The sequence below is a fragment of the Pseudomonas fluorescens genome (assembly GCF_001307155.1).
GTDB classification, from domain to species: Bacteria; Pseudomonadota; Gammaproteobacteria; order Pseudomonadales; family Pseudomonadaceae; genus Aquipseudomonas; species Aquipseudomonas helvetica.
On the sequence record NZ_CP012830.1, the window covers coordinates 2334697 to 2358077 of the forward strand.

Consider the following 23381-nt stretch of genomic DNA (forward strand, 5'->3'; position numbering starts at 1 on the left):
GATCAAGGATGATCTTATGCCGCTGTTCGCACCTACGCAGGTTTCACCGGCGGAACTGGAAGCGCGTTTGCGTTTGCATCGTCTTCCAGAGCTCGGCCCTCGACGTTTTCAAAAGCTGCTCGAAGCTTTTGGCTCGGCCTCAAAAGCCATCAGCGCTCCAGCCTCTGCCTGGCGTGCGTTGGGGTTGCCAGCGGCGTGCGCCGACGCTCGGCGTAGCCCGCTTATTCGTGATGGCGCCTACCACGCATTAGCCTGGCTAGAGCGCGAAGGCCAGTATTTACTGATGGTTGACCAGCCGGGCTACCCGGCTCTGTTGGCAGAAATCAGTGACCCGCCACCGCTGTTATTTGTCGCGGGCGATCCGGGCATTCTGGAAAAACCGCAGCTGGCGATGGTCGGCAGCCGACGCGCATCAAGGCCGGGGATGGACACCGCCACGGCGTTTTCCCGCAGCCTGGCAGGCGCCGGTTTTGTCATCACCAGCGGCTTGGCATTGGGAATCGATGCGGCAGCGCATCAAGCCGCGCTGGACGTCGGTGGGCAGACCGTCGGAGTGCTCGGCACCGGCCTGGAAAATTTTTATCCACAGCGCAATCGGCGGATTGCTGACGCGATGATTGCGCAAGGCAGTGCAGTGGTTTCCGAGTTCCCGCTGGACGCCGGACCGCAGGCCAGCAACTTCCCGCGGCGCAATCGGATCATCAGCGGTTTATCCCTCGGCGTGCTGGTGGTCGAGGCCAGTGTCGCCAGCGGCTCGCTGATTACCGCACGGTTGGCGGCAGAACAGGGGCGCGAGGTGTATGCCATTCCAGGATCGATCCATCACCCCGGGGCTCGTGGTTGCCACCAGTTGATACGTGACGGCGCGGTGTTGGTGGAGACCATTGAACATATCCTCGAAGGCCTGCGCGGTTGGCAGAATCTACCGTTATCCACAGAAACTGCGGCGCCCGTCGATCATCCGTTGCTGTGCCTGCTATTCGCCGCCCCGCATACCAGCGAGGCCCTGGCCGACGCGGCGGGATGGGCGTTGCCGAAGGTATTGGCGGCGCTGACGGAGCTTGAAATGGAGGGACGGGCGGTGAGCGAAGGCGGACGCTGGTTTGCGCGCGTAAGCTAGCTTCATGAAAGATCGGTAAACTGCGCACAGCCTTATTTTGGAGAGTCGGTAATGGTCAACAGTTGGCGTGTGCAACAAGCCGCACAAGCGATTCGCGCAGGGGCGGTGATTGCCTATCCAACCGAAGCGGTCTGGGGCCTGGGTTGCGACCCGTGGGATGAAGAGGCGGTGTATCGCTTGCTGGCGATCAAGGGCCGTTCGGTGGAAAAGGGCCTGATCCTGGTTGCCGACAACATTCGCCAGTTCGACTTCCTGTTCGAAGATTTCCCGGAACTGTGGATGGATCGCATGGCCAGCACCTGGCCGGGGCCGAACACCTGGCTGGTGCCCCATCAAAACATGCTGCCGCAATGGATCACCGGAGTGCATGAGACCGTGGCGTTGCGGGTTAGCGATCACCCGCAGGTGCGGGATTTGTGTGCGTTGGTCGGACCACTGGTGTCGACTTCTGCCAACCCGCAAGGCCGGCCGGCAGCGCGTTCGCGAATTCGCGTCGAGCAGTATTTCCGCGGGCAAATCGATCTGGTGCTGGGCGGGAATCTGGGCGGACGGAAAAACCCGAGCCTGATTCGCGATCTGGCGACCGGCAATGTGGTGCGCCCGGCCTGAGACCTTGTGGCGAGGGAGCTTGTCCCCGTTCGGGCGCGTAGCGCCGGTAAATCAGGCGTGGGTCATATGCTTGATTTACTGCATTGGCAGATTTTGGGACAGCTGCGCAGTCCAACGGGGGCAAGTCCCCTCACCACAATTCAGATTTAAGGCAACAACACCGTCGACCCGGTAGTACGCCGCGCCGACAGCTCAATCTGCGCCTTAGCCGCGTCAGCCAGTGGATAACGCTGGTTGATGTCCACTTTCAACTGGCCGCTGATGATCATCCCGAACAGCTCATCGGCCATGGTTTGCAGGTTTTCAGCGTTGTTGGCGTAAGTCCCCAGGGTTGGCCGGGTCACGTACAGCGAGCCCTTCGCCGCGAGAATCCCCAGGTTCACCCCGTCCACCGCACCTGATGCATTGCCGAAACTCACCACCAGCCCGCGTGGCGCTACACAGTCGAGCGAAGTCAGCCAGGTGTCCTTGCCAACGCCGTCGTAGACCACCGGCACCTTTTTGCCGTCAGTCAGTTCCAGCACGCGTTGTACGACGTTTTCCTTGCTGTAGTCGATGGTTGCCCAGGCGCCGAGGGATTTTGCCAGTGCGGCTTTTTCCGGCGAGCTGACGGTACCGATCAACTTCACGCCCAAGGCCTTGGCCCATTGGCAGGCCAGCGAACCGACACCACCGGCAGCGGCGTGGAACAGGATGGTCTCGCCACCCTTGAGTTCGTAGGTCTGACGCAACAGGTACTGCACGGTCAGGCCCTTGAGCATGACGCCCGCGGCCTGTTCGAAACTGATGGCATCCGGCAGATGCACCAGATTGTCTTGCGGCAATACATGCATCTCGCTGTAAGCACCCAGTGGGCCACTGCCGTAGGCCACGCGGTCACCGACCTTGAAGCGCGTGACGTCGCTGCCCACTGCGTCGACCACGCCCGCGCCTTCCGCGCCAAGGCCCGATGGCAGGGCGGGCGGCGCGTAGAGGCCGCTGCGGTAATAGGTGTCGATGAAATTCAGACCGATAGCCTTGTTGCTGACGCGTACTTGCTGCGGGCCCGGCTCGGCAGGCTGATAATCCACATACTCAAGCACTTCGGGGCCGCCATGGGCACGGAACTGGATACGTTTGGCCATCTGCACTCTCCTTGGGTGTGTTTGCCGTCGGTCTTTCGGCGAAGGACCCTATCGGACTCCTAAGCTTGATCTTCGTCAACTGCGACGGTCACGGGTGCAGTGTTATGCTACGCGCCCATTTGCGCCGGCCGCCGTTCTGATCGAGCGCCGCGTAGCTTTGCCCGATTCAAGGTGATGCCATGACTACCCGCACCGAGGCCGTAAAAGCCTACCTGCTCGACCTGCAAGACCGCATTTGTGCTGCGCTGGAAGCCGAAGACGGTGGCACTCGTTTCGTCGAAGACGCCTGGACCCGGCCAGCCGGTGGTGGCGGTCGCACGCGGGTGATTGAAAACGGCGCGGTCATCGAGAAGGGCGGCGTCAACTTTTCCCACGTCTTTGGCAGCGGTCTTCCGCCGTCCGCCAGCGCCCATCGGCCGGAACTGGCCGGGCGCGGCTTCGAAGCCCTTGGTGTGTCGCTGGTGATTCACCCGCACAACCCGCATGTGCCGACGTCCCACGCCAACGTGCGCTTTTTCATCGCCGAGAAAGAAGGTGAAGAAGCGGTCTGGTGGTTCGGCGGCGGCTTCGACCTGACCCCTTACTACGGCAACGAAGAAGACTGCGTGCATTGGCACCGTGTGGCCGCGAAGGCCTGCGAGCCCTTTGGGCCGGACGTCTACAGCCGTTACAAGGCGTGGTGCGACAGCTACTTCCAGATCAAGCATCGCAACGAACCCCGAGGTATCGGCGGTCTGTTCTTCGATGACCTGAACGAGTGGGACTTCGACACCTGTTTCGCCTTCATGCGCGCTATCGGCGATGCTTACATCGATGCGTACTTGCCGATCGTCCAGCGTCGCAAGGCACAAGCCTTCACCGAAAAACAGCGCGAGTTTCAGGAATTCCGCCGTGGGCGCTACGTCGAGTTCAACCTGGTGTACGACCGCGGCACGCTGTTCGGCCTGCAATCGGGCGGTCGTACCGAGTCGATTCTCATGTCGCTGCCGCCGCAAGTGCGCTGGAGTTACGACTGGAAGGCCGAGCCTGGCAGTGAAGAAGCGCGCCTGACCGAGTATTTCCTGCAAGATCGCGATTGGTTGGCAAACGTCTGAACGAGGAATCCTGATGGACCGTTACGTCGTATTCGGTAACCCGATTGGCCACAGTAAATCGCCGTTGATCCATCGCCTGTTTGCCGAGCAGACCGCTCAAAAACTGGACTACAGCACCTTGCTGGCGCCGCTGGATGACTTTTCCGGTTGTGCCACGGAGTTTTTCCGCGAAGGTCGTGGAGCCAACGTCACGGTGCCGTTCAAGGAAGAGGCCTATCGTCTGGCCAACAGCCTGACGGAACGGGCCCAGCGGGCAGGTGCGGTCAACACCTTGAGCAAACTGGCGGATGGCAGCCTGTTGGGCGACAACACCGATGGTGCCGGGCTGGTGCGGGATTTGACGGTCAACGCCGGATTCAGCCTGCGCGGTAAACGCATTCTGCTGCTGGGTGCAGGCGGTGCAGTGCGTGGCGCGCTGGAGCCGTTGCTGGCCGAGCAGCCGGCGTCGGTGATCATCGCCAATCGCACACTGGAAAAAGCCGAGTTGCTGGCTGAACTGTTCGCGGATCTCGGCCCGGTGTCCGCCAGTGGTTTCGACTGGTTGCGTGAGCCCGTGGACCTGATTATCAACGCGACGTCGGCCAGCCTGTCAGGCGATGTGCCGCCGATTGCCAGCAGCCTGATCGAACCGGGCAAGACCGTTTGCTACGACATGATGTACGGCAAGGAACCGACTTCGTTCTGCCGCTGGGCCAGCGAACACGGCGCCGCGGTGTCGATGGATGGCTTGGGGATGCTCGCCGAACAGGCCGCCGAAGCGTTCTTCCTGTGGCGCGGCGTACGCCCGGACACCGCCCCTGTGCTGGCTGAACTCCGCCGCCAGTTGGCGCTCTAGGCTTTTGTGGCGAGGGAGCTTGCTCCCGCTCGGGTGCGAAGCGCCCGCGTTCTTGGCGATCTCACATTGCCTGATGCACCGAGTTGGCAAGTTTTAGGGCCGCTTCGCACCCCAGCGGGAGCAAGCTCCCTCGCCACAGGGGTCGACGCGGTATTTGCGTGTTTCAATCCTCAAACCGGATTGGGCATTTCTCCGGTCCTTCCAGTCTCAACAACTCTTCGACCACATGCCCGCGCGCCCGGCGCAGGATCAGGCTGCGGCCTTGTCTGAGCAGTCGTCGCGCTTCCTGGTGCAGCATCTCTACGCCGGAATAGTCGATGAAATTGATGTACTGCCCTTCGATTACCACCTTCAAGCCTTGAGTACGTTGCAGGCGGACTTGCAGGTAGTGGCTGGCGCCGAAGAAGATCGAGCCACCGACCCGCAGAATCTCTTCATCGCCTTCGCTCCATTGCTGCACGCGGGGTTGCGAGGTGCGTTTGAGGTAGAAAAACAGCGAGACCAACACCCCGGCGTAGATCGCCGTTTGTAGCTCCAGCAGTAATGTGGCGACGCACGTCAGCGCCATCACCGCGAATTCGGCATGGCTGACCCGGAACAACGCGCGAATGCCGCGATGGTCCACCAATCCCCAGCAAATCAGCAGAATGCTCCCGGCCATCGCTGGAATCGGGATATGCGCTATCAGCGTCGCCCCGGTCAGTGCAAACAACGCCACCCACAGCGCCGAGAACACCCCGGCCAGTGGCGAGCAGGCACCCGCCTCATAACTCAATCCCGAACGGGTAAAGGAGCCGGCCGACAGCGAGCCTGCGAAAAAGCTGCCGACGATGTTCGAAAGCCCCTGCGCGCGGACCTCCTGATTCGCATCGAGTAACTGCTGCGAGCGTTGCGACAAGGAGCGGGCAATCGACAGGCTGGTCACCAGCCCGAGCATGCCGACTGCCACCGCACTGGGCAGCAGGCGCAACACCAGGTCCAGATCCAGCGGCAACGGGCTGAATGGCGGTAACCGGCCGACGAACGAGCTGACCAACTTCACATGGCCAAACATCGACGGCCACAGCCACACCAACAGGCCGCTGAAAATCAGGCTGATCAACAGGCTCGGCCAGCGTGGCAGCAGCAGTTTCAGCACAATGCCCACTGCCAGTGTGCCAAGACCCAGCACCAGCGACGGTTTATCCAGCGCGCCAATGTCGCCGATCAGTGACACCAGGCTGTTCAGCGCCGTGGCCTGATTCGGCAGGTCCAGCCCCAACAGGTTCGGCAACTGCCCAAGGGCGATCACCACTGCCGCACCGAGGGTGAAACCCAGCACCACCGAGTGCGAGACAAAGTTCACCAGCGCGCCAAAGCGCAACATGCCCAGCAGCCACTGGAAAATACCGGCGAGGAAGGTCAGCAGCAGGATCAGCGTGATGTAGTCCTGGGAACCGGGCACGGCCAAGGGACTGACGCTGGCGTAAAGAACGATAGAGATCGCTGCTGTCGGGCCGCAGATCAAATGCCAGGACGACCCCCAGAGGCAGGCAATCAATACCGGGATGATGGCAGCGTACAAGCCGTATTCGGCGGGTAACCCGGCGATCAGGGCGTAGGCAATGGATTGTGGTAACGCAAGAATCGCCCCGCTGAGGCCAACGACAAGGTCGCGGCCGACGCTGGCGCGGGTTTGCCGGGGCAGCCAACTGAGAAAGGGGAAGAGCTTATGGCGTCTGGAGATTGCCATGGGGCCTCTCGGTCGGAATCATTCAAAGGCGTCAGGATAAAGCATTGTGGCGAGGGAGCTTGCTCCCGCTGGGCTGCATAACAGCCCCAAAACCGGCAATCGCGCTCTTTCAGATACAACGCAATGAGCGATTTTGCGACCGCTGCGCGGTCGAGCGGGAGCAAGCTCCCTCGCCACAGGGTGGTCAGAGATCCCTACAGTTTGGCCTTTACGGCTGGCAACGCGTCCTTCCCATCCACGGTCTTCACGCCATCCAGCCACTTGTCCAGCACCGCCGGATTGGCCTTGATCCACGCCTTCGCCGCGTCGGCGTTGCTGAGCTTCTTGTTGACCACTTCGGCCATGATGCTGTTCTCCATCTCCTGGGTGAAGCTCAGGTTGGTCAACAGTTTGCCGACGTTCGGGCAGGCCTGTGCATAACCTTTGCGGGTCAAGGTGTGCACACTGCCGGTGTCGCCGAAGTATTTCTCGCCGCCCTTCAGGTAATGCATTTTCAGCTGCACGTTCATCGGGTGCGGGGTCCAGCCGAGGAAGGTCACGAACTTCTGCTTTTTCACCGCGCGGGACACTTCGGCGAGCATTGCCTGTTCGCTGGATTCGATCAGCTTCCATTGGCCGAGGTCGAAATCGTTCTTCTTGATGATCTCTTGCAGCGAGATGTTCGCCGGGGCTCCGGAGCCTATGCCGTAGATCTTCTTGTCGAACTTGTCGGCGTATTTGTTCAAGTCGGCAAAGTTATGCACACCGGCGTCCCACACGTAGTCTGGCACTGCCAGGGTGAACTCGGTGCCGTCGAGGTTCTTCGACAGCTGGGTGACATCGCCATTGGCCACGAATTTGTCGTAGAAGCCCTGCTGCGCCGGCATCCAGTTACCCAGGAACACATCGACCTGGCCGTCCTTGAGCCCGCCAAAGGTGATCGGCACCGCCAAGGTGTCGACCTTGGCCTTGTAGCCCATGCCTTCAAGCAGGAAACCGGTGATGGCGTTGGTTGCGGCAATGTCGCTCCAGCCCGGGTCCGCCATTTTCACCGTGTCGCAACTTTGCTCGGCGTAGGCCGAAACGCTGCTCAAGGCCAGCAGCCCCGCCGTCAGTACTGTGGATAACTTTTGCATGTTCTTCCCCTTACGTTATTGGTTTTGGCAGGGTTGTGGATAACGTGCTTTGCGCTCCAGATCATCGAGGTCGATATGGTTGCGCATGTACTGCTGACTGGCATCGATAAACGGCTGGTGATCCCAGCTCTTCAGCTTGCCGAACGTCAGCGCCTGGGCGACGAAACGTCGTCGACGCTGGCTGGCGAGAACCCGTTGGTGGATTTCCGGAATATTCCATTTAGCCCGTGCTTCGGCGAGAAAACCGTCGAACAACTGGCGATGTTGCAAGGATTGGCTGAGTTCTTCCTGTTCATGCGGATCGTTGTGCACGTCGAAAAGCAGGCACGGATCGTCTTCGCTGTAGATGAATTTGTAGGCGCCACGGCGGATCATCATCAGCGGACTGATGGTGCCTTCGGCCATGTATTCACCAAACACTTCGTCGTGTCCGCCCTGCCCTTGCAGGTGCGGCACCAGCGAGCGACCGTCCAGTGGCAAGCCGGGCTCTAACGTGCCGCCGGCCAGTTCCACCAGGGTTGGCAGCAAGTCGGCGGTGGACACCGCAGCGCCGACTCGCCCAGCGGCGAACTGCCCCGGTGCGCTGACCAGCAGCGGCACGCGGGCGGCCATTTCGAACCAGTGCATTTTGTACCAGAGCCCACGCTCGCCGAGCATGTCGCCGTGGTCGCCAGAGAAAACGATGATGGTGTCGTCGATCAGCCCCGTATCCTCGAGGGTTTGCAGAAGTTTGCCGACGTTGCTGTCGATATAGCTGCACGCACCGAAATAGGCGCGGCGCGCATCGCGAATCTTATCCACAGGCAGCGGCTTGTCCCACAGGTCGTACACTTTGAGCAGGCGCTGGGAATGCGGATCGAGATCGGTTTGCGCCGGGGTTTCCGGCAATGGGATGTCGTTGTCGTCGTACAGGTCCCAAAAGGCCTTGGGAATGGTGTACGGATCGTGTGGGTGAGTCATCGACACGGTCAGGCAAAACGGCTGATCGCCATCTTCGCGGATGTGATCGAACAGGTACTGCTGGGCCTTGAACACCACCTCCTCGTCGAAATCCAGCTGATTGGTGCGCACGCAAGGCCCGGCCTGTAGCACCGAGGACATGTTGTGATACCAGCTCGGGCGTACGTCCGGCTCATCCCAGTTCACTGCCCAACCGTAGTCAGCCGGGTAGATGTCGCTGGTTAGGCGTTCTTCGTAGCCATGCAACTGATCCGGGCCACAGAAGTGCATCTTGCCGGACAACGCGGTGCGGTAGCCGAGGCGCCGCAGGTAGTGGGCATAGGTCGGTACATCTGCCGGAAAATCCGCCGCGTTGTCGTAGGCGCCGATCTTGCTCGGTAATTGGCCGCTGACCAGGGTGAAACGCGAAGGGGCACACAACGGGCTGTTGCAATACGCAGCGTCGAACACCACGCCTTGTGCGGCGAGGCGGCTCAGGTTGGGCAGCTTGATCGGCGATGAACCGTAGAACGGCAACAGGGGCGCGGCCATTTGATCGGCCATGATGAAAAGAATGTTCTTGCGCTTCATGAGATCGCGGCATTCCATAGTGAGCAGTTATGCGAAAGTGCTGTGATCGAGGATGTAGCCCACGCACTTCGCGGTAAAGCCCACGCCCGGCAATGACTAGGATAAGCACAGCTTATGTATGACGCCCTTGGTGATTTGTCCCTGGACCTGTTTCGCGCCTTTGAAGCCGCGGCACGTCATCGCAGCTTTACCGCTGCGGCGGTGGAGCTCGGCACCACGCAGCCCGCCGTCAGCCAGCAGCTCAAACGGCTGGAGGAGCAACTCGGCACGCGGCTGTTCGACCGCATCTACCGAGGCATCGAGCTGACCGAGGCCGGGGCGATTCTGTTCGAGCAGGTGCAGGTCGGTTTGCAGAGCATCGACGCCGGGCTGAATGCAATCAGCGCCCAGCATCAGCACGAAGTGTTGCAGGTTGCCACCGACTTTGCCTTCGCCGCCTATTGGCTGATGCCGCGTTTACACCGTTTTCATGAGGCCAATCCACAGGTGGATGTCAGCCTGGTCACCAGCGAGCGCAGCCACAACATGCTGCGCACTGACATCGACGTGGCCGTGCTGTTTGGCGATGGGCGCTTCAAGCAGGGCGAAAGCCATTGGCTGTTCAGTGAAGAGGTGTTCCCGGTGTGCAGCCCGCTGCTGCTCAAAGACCGCGCAGTGCCCCTGCCCGCCCACGCTCTACAAGAGTTGCCGCTGCTGCATTTACGTGGCGAAAACAGCAGCCACTGGTTCGACTGGAGCGGCGTGTTCCGCACCTTGGGTATCGCCACACCGCCCGCGCCCGGGCAGTTGCGTTTCGACAACTACACACTGTTGATTCAAGCGGCGATTGGCGGTCAGGGCGTGGCTATTGGTTGGCGACACCTTGTGGATAACTTGCTGGCGCAAGGCTTGTTGTGCCGACCGATTGCCGAGACGGCGATATCGAGCTTCGGCTATTACGTGGTCTTGCCCCAGCGCAAGCGCCGCAGTGCGCTGATCCAGCAGTTCGTCGATTGGCTGATGACCGAACAGGCCAGCAGCGCGGAGTCGCTGACAGGTTTGGCGCTGCCGTCTATTGCGGTGTAGCGTTGCGGGTGAGGAATGAATCCCGAGACACGAGAACGCTATGCAACGAATCAAGGGCTATCACGCCCATGTGTACTTTGACGCGAACACCATCGATCAGGCGCGAGCCCTGTGTGAGCAGGCTGCGCAGCTGTTCCCGCTGAAGATGGGCCGGGTCCACGAACGGCTGGTCGGCCCGCACCCGGACTGGAGCTGCCAGCTGGCCTTTGCACCGGAGTTGCTCGGCGAAGTGCTGCCGTGGCTGGCGCTTAATCGCAAAGGTCTGGTGGTGTTTGTACACCCGGATACGGGCGACGACCTGGCGGACCACACCGACCATGCGATCTGGATGGGTGCGGTTCGGCCACTGGATTTGTCGATTTTTTGAGCATATGTTCAGTACAGTGCAAACCCGTGGCGAGGGAGCTTGCTCCCGCTGGGTCGCGAAGCGGCCCCAACTTCAACGACCCGGTTACATCAGGTAAGACGAGGTCGCTGAGTTACGACTGCTACGCAGTCGAGCGGGAGCAAGCTCCCTCGCCACGGACGGTATTTAGTACAGAACCCCTTCCAGCACTTCATAAACCACCCCGGTGCCTATGGCGATCAGCACGATGTCACCGCCCATGCGTCGCCATTCGTAACCTGGGTAATACGGCAAGCGTTCGAGGGCCCGGCTGTCCAGGCGCTCACCATAGTAGCCGCGCGGCAAGGGTTGGCCTCTGACCCAGCGAACGCCTGGCGGTGGTGGTGCACCGCGGACGAAATACCCGTGGTTGACGCGGATCACTTCGCGCACCGGACCGAAGTCCTGCGGTGGCCGTCTGTATTCAGGGCGGTGATCGCGGTGATCATCGCCGCGATGCTCATACCGCGGGCCACCGCGATCATGATCGTCGCGCTCATCGGCGCTTACGTGGAGCAAGGGCGTGGCGCTGAGCATCAATACACCCAGGCTGGCGATCAAGCGTTTGGGCATTTTCATTTGGGTCTTCCTCAGAGCATCCACAGCAAAAAAAGGGGCTTAGAACTCGGTTCCAAACCCCTGGGTCTTGCTATTTAGTCTGCGGCGCCGGGCACTAATTCCTCTGTATCAGGAACTTTACTCTTAGCTGACGCGGGCTTTACGCACACCTTCGGATAACGCCGAGCACAGGCCGAGTACGCCGTCGATGGCCTGCTCGGGTGTGGTTGCGTTAGCGATGTGGTCGATCAGTGCCGAACCCACCACCACGCCGTCTGCCAGACGGGCGATGGACGCCGCTTGCTCTGGTGTGCGGATGCCGAACCCGATGCTGATCGGCAGGTCGGTGTGGCGACGCAAGCGGGCCACGGCTTCTTCGACGTGTTCCAGGGTCGCTGCGCCAGCACCGGTCACACCGGCCACCGACACGTAGTACACAAAACCGGAACTGCCATTGAGCACCGTCGGCAGACGCACGTCGTCGGTGGTCGGTGTGGTCAGGCGGATGAAGTCGATGCCAGCCGCTTGCGCCGGGTCGCACAGCTCGGCGTTATGTTCTGGCGGCATGTCGACCACGATCAGGCCATCGACACCGGCTTCCTTGGCATCGCTGATGAAACGCGGTACGCCGTAATAATGAATCGGGTTGAAGTAACCCATCAGCACCAGCGGCGTGTGGTTGTTGTCTTTGCGGAACTCGCGAACCATTTGCAGGGTTTTCGCCAGGTTTTGCTTGGCGCCCAGGGCGCGGATGTTGGCGAGCTGGATTGCCGGGCCGTCGGCCATCGGATCGGTGAAGGGCATGCCCAGTTCGATCACGTCGGCACCTGCCGCTGGTAAACCTTTGAGGATCGCCAGCGAGGTGTCATAGCTCGGGTCGCCGGCAGTGACGAAGGTCACCAGGGCGGCGCGGTTCTGTTCTTTGAGTTCGGCGAAGCGCGTTTGCAGGCGGCTCATCAGTGTTTCTCCTGCTGGGACTGATCCATATGGTGCATCACGGTTTGCATGTCTTTGTCGCCACGGCCGGACAGGTTGACCACCATCAGGTGATCCTTCGGCAGGGTCGGTGCGCGTTTGAACACTTCGGCCAGGGCGTGGGCGCTTTCCAGTGCAGGAATAATCCCTTCCAGGCGGCAGCATTTGTGGAAGGCGTCCAAGGCTTCGTGGTCAGTCACCGAGGTGTACTGAACGCGGCCGATGTCATGCAACCAGGCGTGTTCCGGACCGATGCCCGGATAGTCGAGGCCGGCGGAGATCGAGTGAGCATCGATGATCTGGCCATCGTCGTCCTGCAGCAGGAAGGTCCGGTTGCCGTGCAGCACGCCCGGTACGCCGCCGTTCAGGCTGGCCGCATGTTTGCCGGTTTCGATGCCATGACCCGCCGCTTCAACGCCGATGATTTCGACGCTTTTGTCATCGAGGAACGGGTGGAACAGGCCCATGGCGTTGGAACCACCACCGATGCACGCCACCAGGCTGTCCGGCAGGCGACCTTCCTTGGCTTGCAGTTGTTCGCGGGTTTCTTTGCCGATCACTGCCTGGAAGTCGCGGACCATCGCCGGATAAGGGTGCGGGCCGGCCACGGTGCCGATCAGGTAGAAGGTGCTGTCGACGTTGGTCACCCAGTCACGCAGGGCTTCGTTCATCGCGTCTTTCAGGGTGCCGGTGCCGGCGACCACGGGGATCACTTCGGCGCCCAGCAGTTTCATGCGGAACACGTTGGCCTGTTGGCGCTCGATGTCGGTGGTGCCCATGTAGATCACGCAATCGAGGCCAAAGCGCGCGGCCACGGTGGCAGTCGCCACGCCATGCATGCCGGCGCCGGTCTCGGCGATGATGCGTTTTTTGCCCATGCGCCGTGCCAGCAGGATCTGGCCGATGCAGTTGTTGATCTTGTGCGCGCCGGTGTGATTCAGCTCTTCGCGCTTGAGGTAGATCTTCGCGCCGCCGCAGAACTCGGTCAGGCGCTCGGCGAAGTACAGCGGGCTTGGGCGGCCGACGTAGTCGCGCTGGAAGTAGGCCAGTTCTTCTTTGAACGCCGGATCATCCTTGGCCGCTTCATATTCGCGGGCCAGGTCGAGGATCAACGGCATCAGGGTCTCGGCGACGTAGCGGCCGCCGAACGCGCCAAACAGGCCGTTGGCATCAGGGCCGTTGCGCAGATTAGTCTGGGTCATGGGGCGCTCCAGTTGAATTCGTGAAGTGGCAATGGCGTTCACTCTACCCCTGACGTCCCGGGCTGAAAACCGATAAGATCGCCGTAACCTGTCAGGAAAACTCACAGATATCATGAGCCACGACCTCCCCCCGCTGAACGCCCTGCGCGCCTTCGAAGCCACTGCCCGCCTGAACAGCGTCAGTCAGGCTGCGGAGCAACTGCATGTGACTCACGGTGCCGTCAGTCGACAGTTGAAAGTACTGGAGGAGCATCTGGGGGTGAGCCTGTTCGTCAAGGATGGGCGCGGCCTGAAACTCACAGATGCCGGCGTGCGCTTACGCGATGCCAGCAGCGAGGCCTTCGAGCGTTTGCGCACCGTTTGCGGTGAACTGACGCAAGGTCACGCCGACGCGCCGTTCGTGCTTGGCTGCTCTGGCAGTTTGCTGGCGCGCTGGTTCATTCCACGTCTGGGCCGGTTGAATGCCGACCTGCCGGACTTGCGTTTGCACCTGTCGGCGGGTGAAGGCGATCTTGACCCACGGCGGCCGGGGCTCGATGCCTTGCTGGTGTTTGCCGAGCCGCCGTGGCCTGCGGACATGCAGGTTTATGAATTGGCCAGCGAGCGCATCGGCCCGGTGCTCAGCCCTCGCTTTGCCGGTTACGACAGTCTGTGCCAGGCGCCAGCGGCCGCGCTGCTCAACCAATCCTTGCTGCACACCACTTCACGCCCGCAAGCCTGGCCCAGTTGGGCTCAGCGCAACGACCTCGACGCCAAGGCGCTGAAGTTCGGGCAGGGTTTCGAGCATTTGTATTATTTGCTGGAGGCGGCGGTGGCCGGGCTGGGCGTGGCGATTGCCCCTGAGCCGCTGGTGGCCGAGGACTTGAAGGCCGGTCGCCTGGTTGCGCCGTGGGGTTTCAGTGAAACCCCGGCGCAACTGGCGTTGTGGCTACCCAAGCGCGCCGCTGACGGGCGCGCTCGGCAGTTGGCGCAGTGGCTGAAAAACGAGCTGCGCCAGCCTTAATGGCCGCGTTTGTATAGCAGATACGCGGCCAGCAAACCCAAGGCACCGACTGCGACGCTAGCGCTAGTCCATGGGTGTTCCTGGGCGTAATCGCGGGTGGCGATCCCGGTTTCGCGGGTTTTGACTTTGACTTCTTCGTATGCATCGCTGAGCAGGTGGCGCGAGTGTCTCAGCGCGTTCTCGGCGTTGTTTTTGAGGGCCTTGAGAGTTTTCAGCGACTCGTCCGAGGTATCACTCTTCAAGCTTTCCAGCGACTTGAGCAGACTTTCGATCTCGGCTTCCATGCTTTGCAATGAGGCTTTACGCAACGAGGTGATGGCCATGATGACTCTCCTTCATTGATTGAGTGCTTGTGTTGGTTGGGACTCCAACGGTTCGGGAAAGTGCATTCATTTTGAACCTTCAACGACAGAAGAAATACCGACAATCGCTGCTAGGCTCTAATCACAATTCCAGGAGAACGCCATGACTGACCATCACACTTACAAGAAAGTCGAACTGGTTGGCTCGTCCCCTACCAGCATTGAAGATGCCATCAACAATGCATTGGCCGAGGCCAGCAAAAGCATCAAGCTGATGGAGTGGTTCGAGGTTACCGAAACCCGCGGGCACATCAAGGACGGCAAGGCGGCACACTTTCAGGTCACGCTCAAAGTCGGGTTCCGGATTGCCAATAGCTGAGGTTGAGCTAGGCTTCTGAACTTGTGCGCTGGCCGATTGCCATAGGGAATGGCAAAGCGCTACTTCGTCTTGGGCGTCAGGTGCCCGAGTGTTAACGCTTACCCCTTTTGATCCGACCAGGGAATGTGACCGATGAAGAAATTTATATTGGCGGTGGGTTTGTTGAGCATTGCGGGAACAACCTTTGCGGCGGGCAAACCGTGCGAAGAGCTGAAAAGCGAAATTGCGGCAAAAATCGATGCCAAGGGCTCCAAAAACTATTCGCTGGAAATCGTCGATAAAGGCGCGGCCGCGGGTGGCAAGGTGGTCGGAAAATGCGAGGCAGGCAAGAAGGTCATCGTCTACAAGAAGTAGGTTGAGTCAGCTGTTTATGTAAAGCCGACGCCATGGCGTCGGCTTTTTTGCAGGCGCTTTCCGAGCCTTAGCCCTTCATTACTTGTGCCAGCAGTTCGTAGGAATGCAGGCGATCAGCGTGTTCGTACAGGTCACAGGTGAAGATCAACTCGTCGGCTTGAGTCTGCTCGATCAGCACTTCAAGTTTGCCGCGAATTTTCGCCGGGCTGCCGACCATCGCCAGGCCGAGGAAATCACCGGCGGCTTCTTTCTCATGGGGCAACCACAGGCCATCCATGGTTTTCACCGGTGGCCGTTGAACCAGGCTTTGGCCGCGCATCAGCGCCAGGATTCGTTGGTAGACCGAGGTTGCCAGGTAATCGGCTTGTTCGTCGGTGTCGGCGGCTACCAGCGGCACGCCCAGCATCACGTAGGGTTTATCCAGTACGGCTGAAGGCTTGAAGTGATTGCGGTAAACCCGAATCGCTTCATGCATATAACGCGGTGCGAAATGCGAGGCGAAGGCGTAAGGCAAACCGCGCTCGCCGGCCAGTTGCGCGCTGAACAGGCTGGAGCCCAGCAGCCAGACCGGCACATGGGTGCCGGTGCCGGGCATCGCGATAATGCGCTGGTCCGGCGTGCGTGGGCCCAGGTAGCGCAGCAGTTCGGCGACGTCTTCGGGGAAATCGTCGGCGCTGCCGGAGCGTTCACGGCGCAAGGCGCGGGCGGTCATCTGATCGGAGCCCGGTGCGCGACCCAGACCGAGGTCGATTCGCCCCGGATAGAGGCTTTCAAGGGTGCCGAATTGTTCGGCAATCACCAGCGGCGCATGGTTGGGCAGCATCACGCCACCGGAGCCGACACGAATGCTCGACGTGCCGCCGGCCAGATAGCCAAGCAGTACGGAAGTCGCAGAGCTGGCGATGCCATCCATGTTGTGGTGTTCGGCGACCCAGAAGCGGTTATAGCCCCACTTCTCCACGTGTTGCGCCAGGTCCAGCGAGTTACGCAGCGATTGCGCAGGGCTGCCGTTCTCGCGAACGGGCACCAGGTCCAGCGTCGAGAACTTGATATCGGACAGTTGTTTCATAAGCCGGCTTCTCCAATGAGGGTACGCAGGCTTTTTTCACCAACGAAAACCTGCCGAATGCATGAGCGTGTTCTATGCAATGTGGGCATATACCCGAGTTTCAATAGCAGACGTGAAATTGCCGACCAGATAAGCGGTTCGATCCGACACGATGAACTTTGCCCAGCCTTCTATCCTCAGAACCCAGGCAACCGAAAACCATGAAGGCGCGATCCTCGCGCCGGATATTGAGGAGGCAGAGATGAGTATCAAAAAGAAAGCATCGGCACATTGGGTCGGTGATTTGAAGACCGGCCTTGGTTCTATCTCCACCGAAACCGGGGTCCTGAAAGATGCACCTTATGGCTTCAAGGCGCGTTTCGAAGGCGGCCCGGGCACCAACCCGGAAGAACTGATCGGCGCCGCTCATGCGGGGTGTTTCTCCATGGCATTTTCGATGATTCTCGGCGAGGCTGGCCTCAAGGCCGACACGATCGACACCCAGGCCGAAGTGACGCTGGATCAGGTCGACGGTGGTTTTGCGATCACCGCCGTGCACCTGACGCTCAAAGCGAAAATCCCTGGCGCGAGCCAGCAGCAATTCGAGGAGTTGAGCAAGAAGGCTAAAGTAGGCTGCCCGGTTTCCAAGGTGTTGAACGCTAAAATCACGCTTGATGCGACACTCGTGGGCTGATCGCGCCCTGGTAGCAGCTGGCACGCCAGCTGCTACAAATCAGAACTCGTGAACTGAAACTGTGGTCGAATAAGTGACAGCAGCTTCAGCGCATGACTGTGCGCGCTGCCTCAAGGGAGCTTCAACCATGAAACGTTTTGCCTTGGCGGTTATCTGCAGTGTGCTGGCCACATCGGCCCTGGCGGCAACCAAATCCTGCGAAGAACTCAAGGCCGAGATCGAATCCAAGATCCAGGCCAATAACGTATCGTCCTACACCCTGGAGATCGTCACCAATGACGAAGTGCACGACCAGAACATGGTGGTCGGCACGTGTGAAGGCGGAACGAAGAAAATCATCTATCAGAAGAACGACAGATAATCCGTCTTACGGGATGCAAAAAGTCTGACTCTCTTCGGCGACGAGCTCGCGCTTGGCGTTATACAGCCGGGCGCTGGGTGTGGTGGTCAGCGAGCGAGCTTCGAGCAGGTAACGTTGGCCGGCTTCGAAATGATCGTAGCGCACGGTCAAATAGCACAGTCGGTTTGGCGAGTCGAATTGCATGCCAAAACCTCCGTAAAACTGCTCAAAGTCGAAGCGAACCTTCAATTCATGGCTGCCGGGTGTGACCTGGAAGAATCGCCCGTCTTTCAGGCGCTTATTGTCCAGGCTCTCGGCCATGAGGACTTTGCCCCCGGGCGTCGGCATGGCGAAGTCGACCCAGGCCATGTTCGGGTTCGCGGTGGGTAGCGGGCTCACACAGGCAGTCAGAGAGCTGATAGCGAAAAACAGCAGATACCTGCGCATGATTGATTTCCGAGCGGTCAGGTAATAAGCATAGCGCTGATCAGGTGCGTTGGCAGCCCGCCAGATGCGCTTGGCCAACGACTTTGCGCTGCTGATCATAGAGTTTGGCCCACGGCCGGAAGCCGATATTCCCCGCTTGCAGTTGATATCGCTGGCCGGCACTGAAGTCGTTGAACTTCACACTTAACCGGCAATCGCGCCATAGCGGTTCGGCGTCGGGGCCGATATTCGTTGGTTCTACCGCGAACTGATAACGCACCTTCAACTCATGGCTGCCCGGTGGAATCTGGAAGTAGCGTTTATCGGCGGTGGCCTTGGCGTCCACTTCCAGCGCTTGCAACACAGTGTCATGTTGATGGGGCCCGAGGTCGATCCAGGCTTGCGTCGGGTCGGGTTGGGGCAGTCCAACACAGCCAGCCAGCATCAGCAGGTTTGCAGTCAGCAATAACGCGCGCATAGCGAAGCTCCAGTCAGGCGAGATAGTCTTGCGGGCAGACTCCCCAAGGATGATTTGATGTGATCAGGCTGCTTTCAAGCCATCGGTTACTTGATCGCGTTTTGCGCGTTTTGTTTCCGGCCGCGTTGCTTTTGTTGCTGAACGGTTGCTCGAGCGTCAATTACTACGGTCAGTTGGCCAGCGGTCAGTGGCAATTGCTGCGGGCGCGTGAGCCGGTGAGCGAGGTGGTTGCCGACCCTGCGCGTGACGCGAAACTGCGCGCGCGCCTGGCTCAGTCGCAAAAGGCCCGCGAGTTCGCCAGCCAGCGGTTGCACTTGCCAGACAACAAAAGTTATCGCCTCTACGCCGACATTGGCCGACCGTATGTGGTGTGGAATGTGTTCGCCACGCCGGAGTTTTCCCTCAAGCCGCAGAATCATTGCTTTCCGATCGCCGGGTGCGTGGCCTATCGCGGGTACTACAGCCAGAGCGCCGCGCGAGGCAACGCTGCGCTGCTGCGCCTGCAGGGCATGGACGTGTCGATCAGCGGTGTTGAAGCCTATTCGACCTTGGGCTGGTTCAACGACCCGATCATCAGTTCAATGATGAACTGGGGTGACGAGCGTCTGGCGACGCTGATTTTTCACGAACTGGCGCATCAGCGGTTTTATGTGAAGGACGACACAGAGTTCAACGAGTCTTTCGCCACCTTCGTCGAACAGGAAGGCACCCGCCAATGGCGTGCAGCTTGCGGTTTACCGCCGGCCGGCAAAGCTCAAGAGCAGCAACGTGATCAATTTACCCAGCTGATTCTGGACACCCGTACGCGACTCGAAAAACTCTATGCATTGCCCCTTGCGACCGAACAGATGCGCCAGCGTAAAGTCGCCGAGTTCGAACGTTTGCGCAGCGATTATCGAACCCTGCGCGACAGCCAATGGGCCGGCGACAAGCGCTTTGATGCCTGGATCAATGCCCCGATGAACAACGCCCGGCTGCTGCCATTCGGACTCTATGATCAATGGGTGCCGGCGTTTTCCGCTTTGTTTAGACAGATCGATGGTAATTGGGTGGCTTTCTACGCCGCCGTGGAAAAACTCGGCAGGTTGCCAGTTGGGGAGCGAAAGGCAGCGTTGAAAGCGTTGGCTGGCAAATAGCCCTGTGGCGAGGGAGCTTGCTCCCGCTGGGTCGCGCAGCGACCCCAATATCATGCGGCACGGTGTTTCAAGTTGAACACCTTCCACAGGTTACGACTGCTGCGCCCGAGCGCGGACCGGCCAGCGGGAGCAAGCTCCCTCGCCACAAAAGCGGTCCAGCGGTTAACCCCGCAAAAACGTCTGATGCAACTCGGCCAATGTCTCGAAGTGATACGCCGGCTGTTCGGCGCTCAATTCTTCGTGGCTGCCGAATCCATAGCCCACCGCCGCTGCGTCCAGACCGTTGCGTTTGGCGCCGATCAGGTCGTGTTTGCGGTCGCCGATCATCAGTGTGGTGGCCGGATCCAGGCCTTCTTCGGCCATCAAATGGGCAATCAGCTCGACCTTATCGGTGCGGGTGCCATCCAGTTCGCTGCCGTAGATCACTTTGAAGTGCCGATCGAAACCGAAGTGCCGGGCGATTTCCCGGGCGAAAACCCACGGCTTCGACGTCGCGATATACAGCTGCCGCCCTTGCCCATCAAGGGTTTCCAACAATGGCATGACACCGTCGAACACACGGTTTTCGTACAGGCCGGTAACCTTGAAGCGCTCGCGGTAGAAACTCACCGCCTCCCAGGCCTTCGGCTCATCAAAGTCGTAGAACTGCATGAAGGCTTGCAGCAATGGCGGGCCGATGAAGTGTTCGAGCTTGGTCAGGTCTGGCTCGTCGATCCCCAGTTTGCTCAAGGCGAACTGGATCGAGCGAGTGATGCCCTCACGCGGGTCGGTCAGGGTGCCATCGAGGTCGAATAAAACGGTTTGGTAATGCATGAATATTCCTGAGTGAGTCTGCCGGTGTCAGAGCTGGTCGTAGCCTTCGGCCAGATGCAGGTCTTTGAGCTTCACGTAATTCGCCGCGCTGTAGGTGAAAAACGCCCGTTCCTTGTCAGTCAGTGGACGGATCTGTTTCACCGGGCTGCCGACATAGAGGAAACCGCTTTCCAGGCGTTTGCCCGGTGGCACCAGGCTGCCAGCGCCGATGATCACCTCGTCTTCGACCACCGCACCGTCCATGACGATGCTGCCCATGCCGATCAGGATCCGGTTGCCGACGGAGCAGCCGTGCAGCATGACTTTGTGGGCGATGGTCACGTCGTCGCCGATCAACAGCGGGAAACCGTCAGGGTTGAAGGGCCCGGCGTGGGTGATGTGCAGCACACAGCCATCCTGCACGCTGGTGCGCTGGCCAATGCGGATGCGGTGCATGTCGCCGCGGATCACGGTCAGCGGCCAGACAGAGCTGTCTTCGCCTATTTCGACGTCGCCGATCACCACCGCCGAGCTGTCGACAAAGGCGCATTTGCCGAGCACGGGGGTGTGGTTCTGGTACTTGCGAAGGGACACGATAGGCTCTCTCTCTGTTGTTGATAGCTGCGGTTGGCGTCGATTGTAATTAAGATGGCCGCATGTTTCTTCCAGCCAAGGTGCCAACCGTGAGCGTGAACAATCCTCTTTTGCAGCCCTACGACCTGCCGCCGTTCTCGGCGATCCGCGCCGAGCACGTACAACCGGCCATCGAACAGATCCTTGCGGACAACCGCGCCGCCATCGCCGAGATCCTCAAAACTCAGGGCAAACAGCCTACCTGGGCGGGCCTGGTGCTGGCGATGGACGAACTGAACGATCGCCTGGGCGCAGCCTGGAGCCCGGTCAGTCACCTGAACGCGGTGTGCAACAGTGCCGAACTGCGTGAGGCTTACGAGTCCTGCCTTCCGGCGCTGAGTGCCTACGCCACTGAAATGGGCCAGAACCGCGAGCTGTTCCAGGCCTATGAAGCGCTGGTCAATAGCCCGGAAGCAGCCGGTTTCGATGTCGCGCAAAAAACCATTCTTGAACACGCGCTGCGTGATTTCCGTCTGTCGGGTATCGATTTGCCGGCGGCAGAGCAAAAGCGTTACGCCGAGGTGCAGAGCAAGCTGTCCGAGCTGGGCAGCCATTTCTCCAACCAATTGCTCGATGCCACCCAGGCCTGGACCAAGCACATCACCGATGAGGCCGCCCTCGCCGGCCTGACCGATTCGGCCAAGGCGCAAATGGCCGCCGCCGCCCAAGCCAAAGATTTGCAAGGCTGGCTGATCAACCTGGAATTCCCTAGCTACTACGCGGTGATGACCTACGCCCAAGACCGCGCGCTACGCGAAGAAGTCTACGCCGCTTACTGCACCCGTGCGTCGGACCAAGGCCCGAATGCCGGTCAGAACGATAACGGCCCGGTGATGGAAGAAATCCTCGACCTGCGTCAGGAGCTGGCCAAGCTGCTGGGGTTCGCCAGTTTCGCGGAGCTGAGTCTGGCGACCAAAATGGCCGAGTCCAGCGATCAGGTGCTGAGCTTCCTGCGCGACCTGGCCAAGCGCAGCAAACCGTTCGCCGCGCAGGATCTCGAGCAACTCAAAGCCTACGCTGCCGAACAGGGTTGCCCTGATCTGCAAAGCTGGGACAGCGGTTTCTACGGCGAAAAACTCCGTGAACAGCGTTACAGCGTTGCCCAGGAAACCCTGCGTGCGTACTTCCCGATCGATAAAGTCCTGAGCGGTCTGTTCGCCATCGTTCAGCGTCTGTATGGCATCGAAATCGCCGAGCTGAAAGGTTTCGACACCTGGCATCCGGACGTTCGCCTGTTCGAAATCAAGGAGAACGGCGAGCACGTCGGGCGCTTCTTCTTCGACCTGTATGCCCGTGCCAACAAGCGCGGCGGTGCCTGGATGGACGGCGCCCGCGACCGTCGCCGCACCGCTGAAGGTGTACTGCAAAGCCCGGTGGCTAATCTGGTGTGCAACTTCACCCCGGCCGACAGTGGCAAGCCTGCCCTGCTGACCCACGATGAAGTCACCACGCTGTTCCACGAATTTGGTCACGGCCTGCATCACCTGCTGACCCGCGTTGAATATTCCGGCGTGTCCGGGATCAACGGCGTGGCGTGGGACGCGGTCGAGCTGCCAAGTCAGTTCATGGAAAACTGGTGCTGGGAGCCGGAAGGCCTGGCGTTGATCTCCGGTCATTACGAAACCGGCGAGCCACTGCCGCAGGACCTGCTGCAAAAAATGCTCGCTGCGAAGAACTTCCAGTCCGGACTGATGATGGTTCGCCAGCTGGAATTCTCGCTGTTCGACTTCGAGCTGCACGCTACCCATGGCGACGGTCGCAGCGTACTGCAAGTGCTTGAAGGCGTGCGCGACGAGGTTTCGGTCATGCGTCCGCCGGCCTACAACCGTTTCCCTAACAGCTTCGCGCATATCTTCGCTGGCGGTTATGCGGCGGGTTACTACAGCTACAAATGGGCTGAAGTGCTGTCGGCCGATGCCTTCTCGAAATTCGAGGAAGACGGCGTGCTCAATGCGGCCACCGGTCGTGCGTTCCGCGAGGCGATCCTGGCGCGCGGCGGTTCTCAGGAGCCGATGGTGCTGTTCGTCGACTTCCGCGGACGTGCACCGTCGATTGACGCACTCTTGCGCCATAGCGGCCTCGACGAGGACGCGGCAGCATGAGTGACGCGCCAGTGAGCAAAACCAAGAAACGCTTCATCGCCGGGGCAGTCTGCCCGGCGTGCAGCGAGCCGGACAAGTTGATGATGTGGAGCGAAGACGAGGTGCCGCACCGCGAATGCGTGGCCTGCGGTTATTCCGACACGCTGAACGAGCAAGGTCTGTCAGTGCCCAAGGAATTGGGTACGCGGGTCAATACCACCGCGTTGAAAGTCCCGGACGCCAAGGTCCAGGCTGTGCAGTTCTTCCCCAATCCGAAGCTGAAGAAAAAGCCCGACGATCACTCCTGATCTCCCGGCGCTTGGTAATCCGCCTTTGAGTCTGAGCGCTCAAGGGCGGTATTTATCGACTGA

At 60.2% G+C, this 23381-nt stretch carries 27 protein-coding genes; 14 read left to right on the plus strand and 13 right to left on the minus strand.

Going from position 1 to position 23381, the window contains the following annotated elements; translation table 11 throughout:
* Positions 1–16 precede the first annotated feature (16 nt).
* Positions 17–1120, plus strand: a complete 1104-nt coding sequence (gene dprA, locus AO353_RS10650) for a DNA-processing protein DprA (RefSeq protein WP_054594895.1) — start codon at positions 17–19, stop codon at positions 1118–1120.
* Positions 1121–1171: 51 nt separating this feature from the next.
* Entirely contained in the window at positions 1172–1729 is a 558-nt protein-coding gene (locus AO353_RS10655) for an L-threonylcarbamoyladenylate synthase (RefSeq protein ID WP_054594896.1), read from the plus strand.
* Positions 1730–1875: 146 nt separating this feature from the next.
* On the opposite strand, the gene AO353_RS10660 is transcribed toward AO353_RS10655, so the two are convergent.
* Positions 1876–2853: an NADPH:quinone reductase gene (locus AO353_RS10660; RefSeq protein ID WP_054594897.1), complete on the minus strand. Its 978-nt coding sequence runs from the start codon at positions 2851–2853 to the stop codon at positions 1876–1878.
* 179 nt (positions 2854–3032) lie between these two features.
* Between AO353_RS10660 and hemF the strand changes: the two genes are divergently transcribed.
* Complete coding sequence (gene hemF, locus AO353_RS10665) at positions 3033–3947, plus strand: oxygen-dependent coproporphyrinogen oxidase (protein WP_054594898.1); 915 nt, start codon at positions 3033–3035, stop codon at positions 3945–3947.
* Positions 3948–3960: 13 nt separating this feature from the next.
* A complete protein-coding gene (gene aroE / locus AO353_RS10670) occupies positions 3961–4782 on the plus strand; it encodes a shikimate dehydrogenase (protein WP_054594899.1) in 822 nt (273 codons plus the stop codon).
* A 163-nt stretch (positions 4783–4945) separates the two neighbouring features.
* Here the strand turns inward: aroE and AO353_RS10675 are convergent, their stop codons facing one another.
* The 3 genes from AO353_RS10675 to betC all read right to left on the minus strand — a co-directional run bounded on the left by AO353_RS10675 (position 4946) and on the right by betC (position 9159).
* Positions 4946–6514: a SulP family inorganic anion transporter gene (locus AO353_RS10675; protein WP_054594900.1), complete on the minus strand. Its 1569-nt coding sequence runs from the start codon at positions 6512–6514 to the stop codon at positions 4946–4948.
* Positions 6515–6708: 194 nt separating this feature from the next.
* The gene (gene choX / locus AO353_RS10680; RefSeq protein ID WP_054594901.1) at positions 6709–7629 is read right to left on the minus strand and encodes a choline ABC transporter substrate-binding protein; all 921 of its coding nucleotides are present in this window, start codon (positions 7627–7629) and stop codon (positions 6709–6711) included.
* A gap of 15 nt (positions 7630–7644) precedes the next feature.
* Complete coding sequence (gene betC / locus AO353_RS10685; protein WP_054594902.1) at positions 7645–9159, minus strand: choline-sulfatase; 1515 nt, start codon at positions 9157–9159, stop codon at positions 7645–7647.
* 114 nt (positions 9160–9273) lie between these two features.
* Here betC and AO353_RS10690 point away from each other — a divergent pair, with 114 nt between their 5' ends.
* Together AO353_RS10690 and AO353_RS10695 are read left to right on the plus strand one after the other, a co-directional pair.
* Positions 9274–10224: a choline sulfate utilization transcriptional regulator gene (locus AO353_RS10690; protein ID WP_054594903.1), complete on the plus strand. Its 951-nt coding sequence runs from the start codon at positions 9274–9276 to the stop codon at positions 10222–10224.
* Positions 10225–10264: 40 nt separating this feature from the next.
* The gene (locus AO353_RS10695; protein WP_054594904.1) at positions 10265–10591 is read left to right on the plus strand and encodes a DOPA 4,5-dioxygenase family protein; all 327 of its coding nucleotides are present in this window, start codon (positions 10265–10267) and stop codon (positions 10589–10591) included.
* A 165-nt stretch (positions 10592–10756) separates the two neighbouring features.
* On the opposite strand, the gene AO353_RS10700 is transcribed toward AO353_RS10695, so the two are convergent.
* The 3 genes from AO353_RS10700 to trpB all read right to left on the minus strand — a co-directional run bounded on the left by AO353_RS10700 (position 10757) and on the right by trpB (position 13344).
* Positions 10757–11188 carry an anti-virulence regulator CigR family protein gene (locus AO353_RS10700; protein WP_054594905.1) on the minus strand — a complete coding sequence of 144 codons (432 nt, stop codon included), beginning with the start codon at positions 11186–11188 and terminating at the stop codon, positions 10757–10759.
* A gap of 123 nt (positions 11189–11311) precedes the next feature.
* A complete protein-coding gene (trpA, locus tag AO353_RS10705; RefSeq protein WP_054594906.1) occupies positions 11312–12124 on the minus strand; it encodes a tryptophan synthase subunit alpha in 813 nt (270 codons plus the stop codon).
* Positions 12124–13344 (minus strand): tryptophan synthase subunit beta, encoded by a 1221-nt coding sequence (gene trpB / locus AO353_RS10710; protein ID WP_054594907.1) that lies wholly within the window; start codon positions 13342–13344, stop codon positions 12124–12126. Before trpB ends, trpA begins: the two co-directional genes overlap by 1 nt.
* 112 nt (positions 13345–13456) lie before the next feature.
* On the opposite strand from trpB, the gene AO353_RS10715 reads away from it, so the two are divergent.
* Entirely contained in the window at positions 13457–14347 is an 891-nt protein-coding gene (locus AO353_RS10715; RefSeq protein WP_054594908.1) for a LysR family transcriptional regulator, read from the plus strand.
* On the opposite strand, the gene AO353_RS10720 is transcribed toward AO353_RS10715, so the two are convergent.
* Complete coding sequence (locus AO353_RS10720; RefSeq protein ID WP_054594909.1) at positions 14344–14670, minus strand: DUF883 family protein; 327 nt, start codon at positions 14668–14670, stop codon at positions 14344–14346. The genes AO353_RS10715 and AO353_RS10720 overlap by 4 nt on opposite strands.
* Positions 14671–14812: 142 nt before the next feature.
* Between AO353_RS10720 and AO353_RS10725 the strand changes: the two genes are divergently transcribed.
* Positions 14813–15028: a dodecin gene (locus tag AO353_RS10725; RefSeq protein ID WP_054594910.1), complete on the plus strand. Its 216-nt coding sequence runs from the start codon at positions 14813–14815 to the stop codon at positions 15026–15028.
* Positions 15029–15160: 132 nt separating this feature from the next.
* Positions 15161–15382 carry a DUF1161 domain-containing protein gene (locus AO353_RS10730; protein ID WP_054594911.1) on the plus strand — a complete coding sequence of 74 codons (222 nt, stop codon included), beginning with the start codon at positions 15161–15163 and terminating at the stop codon, positions 15380–15382.
* Positions 15383–15449: 67 nt separating this feature from the next.
* On the opposite strand, the gene AO353_RS10735 is transcribed toward AO353_RS10730, so the two are convergent.
* Positions 15450–16451 carry an LLM class flavin-dependent oxidoreductase gene (locus tag AO353_RS10735; RefSeq protein WP_054594912.1) on the minus strand — a complete coding sequence of 334 codons (1002 nt, stop codon included), beginning with the start codon at positions 16449–16451 and terminating at the stop codon, positions 15450–15452.
* A gap of 241 nt (positions 16452–16692) precedes the next feature.
* Here AO353_RS10735 and AO353_RS10740 point away from each other — a divergent pair, with 241 nt between their 5' ends.
* Positions 16693–17124: an OsmC family protein gene (locus AO353_RS10740; protein ID WP_054594913.1), complete on the plus strand. Its 432-nt coding sequence runs from the start codon at positions 16693–16695 to the stop codon at positions 17122–17124.
* Between the two features lie 127 nt (positions 17125–17251).
* Positions 17252–17485, plus strand: coding sequence for a DUF1161 domain-containing protein (locus tag AO353_RS10745; RefSeq protein WP_054594914.1), 234 nt, complete (start codon positions 17252–17254; stop codon positions 17483–17485).
* 6 nt (positions 17486–17491) lie between these two features.
* Here the strand turns inward: AO353_RS10745 and AO353_RS10750 are convergent, their stop codons facing one another.
* Together AO353_RS10750 and AO353_RS10755 are read right to left on the minus strand one after the other, a co-directional pair.
* On the minus strand, positions 17492–17911 hold the full coding sequence (locus AO353_RS10750; protein WP_054594915.1) for a hypothetical protein: 420 nt from the start codon (positions 17909–17911) through the stop codon (positions 17492–17494).
* 40 nt (positions 17912–17951) lie between these two features.
* Positions 17952–18368: a hypothetical protein gene (locus tag AO353_RS10755; RefSeq protein ID WP_054594916.1), complete on the minus strand. Its 417-nt coding sequence runs from the start codon at positions 18366–18368 to the stop codon at positions 17952–17954.
* Between the two features lie 59 nt (positions 18369–18427).
* On the opposite strand from AO353_RS10755, the gene AO353_RS10760 reads away from it, so the two are divergent.
* The gene (locus AO353_RS10760; protein ID WP_054594917.1) at positions 18428–19504 is read left to right on the plus strand and encodes an aminopeptidase; all 1077 of its coding nucleotides are present in this window, start codon (positions 18428–18430) and stop codon (positions 19502–19504) included.
* A gap of 162 nt (positions 19505–19666) precedes the next feature.
* Here AO353_RS10760 and AO353_RS10765 read toward each other — a convergent pair whose 3' ends face one another.
* Positions 19667–20317 carry an HAD family hydrolase gene (locus tag AO353_RS10765; RefSeq protein WP_054594918.1) on the minus strand — a complete coding sequence of 217 codons (651 nt, stop codon included), beginning with the start codon at positions 20315–20317 and terminating at the stop codon, positions 19667–19669.
* 27 nt (positions 20318–20344) lie between these two features.
* Positions 20345–20890, minus strand: a complete 546-nt coding sequence (locus tag AO353_RS10770; protein ID WP_054594919.1) for a gamma carbonic anhydrase family protein — start codon at positions 20888–20890, stop codon at positions 20345–20347.
* A gap of 62 nt (positions 20891–20952) precedes the next feature.
* Between AO353_RS10770 and prlC the strand changes: the two genes are divergently transcribed.
* Together prlC and AO353_RS10780 are read left to right on the plus strand one after the other, a co-directional pair.
* On the plus strand, positions 20953–23031 hold the full coding sequence (prlC, locus tag AO353_RS10775) for an oligopeptidase A (RefSeq protein WP_173859955.1): 2079 nt from the start codon (positions 20953–20955) through the stop codon (positions 23029–23031).
* The gene (locus tag AO353_RS10780; protein WP_019694456.1) at positions 23028–23318 is read left to right on the plus strand and encodes a YheV family putative zinc ribbon protein; all 291 of its coding nucleotides are present in this window, start codon (positions 23028–23030) and stop codon (positions 23316–23318) included. The genes prlC and AO353_RS10780 overlap by 4 nt, the downstream gene beginning before the upstream one ends.
* Positions 23319–23381 lie beyond the last annotated feature (63 nt).